Genomic DNA, 2,095 nt, shown 5'->3' on the forward strand with positions numbered 1-2,095 from the left:
CCAATCTACCAGGGTACGTTCGAAGGACTCAAGGATGTTGCCGGGGTTCATCGGGGCTCCGCTGTCCGCCCCATTGCCGACGACCAGCCAGCACCCGTCTTTAGCGCTCCCGCGGCGCAGGCCGTAAGCGCTTACCGGGCAATGCTGCGCAACGACCCTGAGCGGGGTCCGCTGTACCATGCCTATCAGATCATGCAACGGCAGATCGTTTCGGTGACCAGCAGCGATCCCGTCGAGCGGGCGTGGCGCATACTGCTCGAACGTCGCATCCACCAGGCGCCGGTGCTCGACCCGACTTACCGACTGGTGGGGATCGTCAGCGAGCGCGACCTGCTGACCGTTGTCAACGTCGAAGACGGGCGCGTGCGCGATGTGCTGGCGAGGAAGGTGAGCGACGTGATGACGACGCCCGTGGTCAGCGCCGACCCGGTCACCGACATCCGGCGGATCGCCTGGGTGATGCTTGAACACCAGGTCGATGGCGTGCCGATCGTCAATGAAACGCAGGTGCTGGTCGGTTTCGTGTCGCGCAGCGACATCCTGCGTGCGATCATTACCGATCCGCCGCTGAGTCTGTGGCGCTAGGCCGCCTGCCTGCGGCGTCACCATTCCCGATCGTCTTTTGCCTGAGGAAAGCAGATGAGCCATGCGTCCGTCCGCATCTACCACAATAACCGCTGTTCGAAGAGTCGCGCAGCATGTCAGCTGATTGCCGAAAAGGGTATCGATGCCGAGATCGTCGACTACCTGAAGACGCCGCCAAGCCACGAAGAGCTGCGCCAACTCCTGCGAAAACTCGGCATGCGGCCATCGGAACTGGTGCGTCGCGGTGAAGCAGTGTTCAAGGAGCACTACGCTGGACGCCCCCTGAGCGACGACGAATGGCTGGAGGCGCTGGTAACGCACCCGATTCTGATCGAGCGTCCGATCGTCGTGCGCGGTGACCGGGCAGTGCTCGGTCGGCCGCCGGAGAAGGTGCTCGAGCTGCTGTAGCAAGTGCTCGGGATTGCTCCTGCAAAGTCCTTTCGCAGAGGAGTCGGATGCCTAACACAATAGCCTACGAACTCGGCGCCGATCATTATGCGGCGCTCTTGAAGCACAACCAGCAGCGCCTGATGCGCCAGCGATCTTCGTGGGCGCGCCGGGCAGCGTATCAGGCCACTCTGATACTGGTCTGCGCGGCCGTCGTGCTGCTGGTCAGCGAGGCTTGGCTGGGCAACCGTGAGGGAAAGTGGCCGGCGCTGGCGCTGCTCGTCGGGATCGTTCTGCTTGGCATCCAGCAGGCACTGTTCCAGAACGAGATCTTGGATCGCATCGCCAAAGGAAGCTGTCTTGTCCGCCGGCCGCGTATCCTGGAAGTCGGGGACGACGGCCTGCGCTGGGCAAACGACGACGGCACGACCTTCGTTGCCTGGCCAGCGATTCGGTCGCTCGAAACCGCCTGCGGGCATGTCCTGATCTACCTCGACGACGTCAGCTTCATCCCGGTCCCGGAAAGCGCTTTCGCGTCGCCTGCCGAGCAGGCCGATTTCGTTGCGCTGCTGCGGGCGCGGATCGCCAGCGCGCCGGCACCAACCGACAGGCCCGGCAACGCGCCGCGCGACCCGACCGTTGCCGTTGCCGGCGGCGGGTCGGCCAACAGACCTGGCGCCTGGCACGGTTTCCTCCTGTATCTGCGCTTGGGGCTGCGTCTGGCCGCGTTCCTCCCCCTGCCGTCGCGCCGTCCGTCAGCGTCGTGGTCGCAGTTCATCGCCTTGACGGCGCTCGGCATCGTCCTGCCCGTCGTCGAGGCGCTGCTGCGTGTCGGCTCGCGCGGCGTGTTTTCTGAAGAAGGCTTGCCGGGCGCCTTGTTCCACGTGCCGATGATGCTCTTCGCTGCCTGGTGTGTCGCCTGCCTGGCCGGGCGTCAGCGGCAGACGCTGGCGCTGCTGACCGTGCTGGCGGCCGTGCAGGTGGCGGTCGAGGCGCTGTACCTGCTCCTCTTCCACGCGGCCGGTGCGGCGATGGATTTCCTGCCCAAGGAATGGCGCCAGGCCATTTACTACCTGCCGCCATGGTGGGTGGCCCTGGCCTTTGCCGGCGCGGCGATCCGTTT

Annotated in this window: 3 protein-coding genes; all 3 read left to right on the forward strand. The window is 65.3% G+C overall.

The features are described from left to right. A partial coding sequence (locus CAPSK01_RS05700; RefSeq protein ID WP_273703173.1) for a CBS domain-containing protein occupies positions 1–585 on the forward strand: 585 nt, incomplete at its 5' end. Positions 586–639: 54 nt separating this feature from the next. Further along, entirely contained in the window at positions 640–993 is a 354-nt protein-coding gene (gene arsC, locus CAPSK01_RS05705; RefSeq protein WP_034923567.1) for an arsenate reductase (glutaredoxin), read from the forward strand. Positions 994–1,040: 47 nt separating this feature from the next. Further along, positions 1,041–2,095, forward strand: a 1,055-nt coding sequence (locus CAPSK01_RS05710) for a YcxB family protein (protein WP_034923570.1), incomplete at its 3' end; no start/stop codon positions are given.

This window comes from Candidatus Accumulibacter vicinus (assembly GCF_000584955.1).
GTDB classification, from domain to species: domain Bacteria; phylum Pseudomonadota; class Gammaproteobacteria; order Burkholderiales; family Rhodocyclaceae; genus Accumulibacter; species Accumulibacter vicinus.

What these genes read in the sequence shown, in the direction of transcription:
- arsC (WP_034923567.1), top strand. Translation starts at nt 640, where the DNA reads ATGAGCCATGCGTCCGTCCGCATCTACCACAATAACCGCTGTTCGAAG.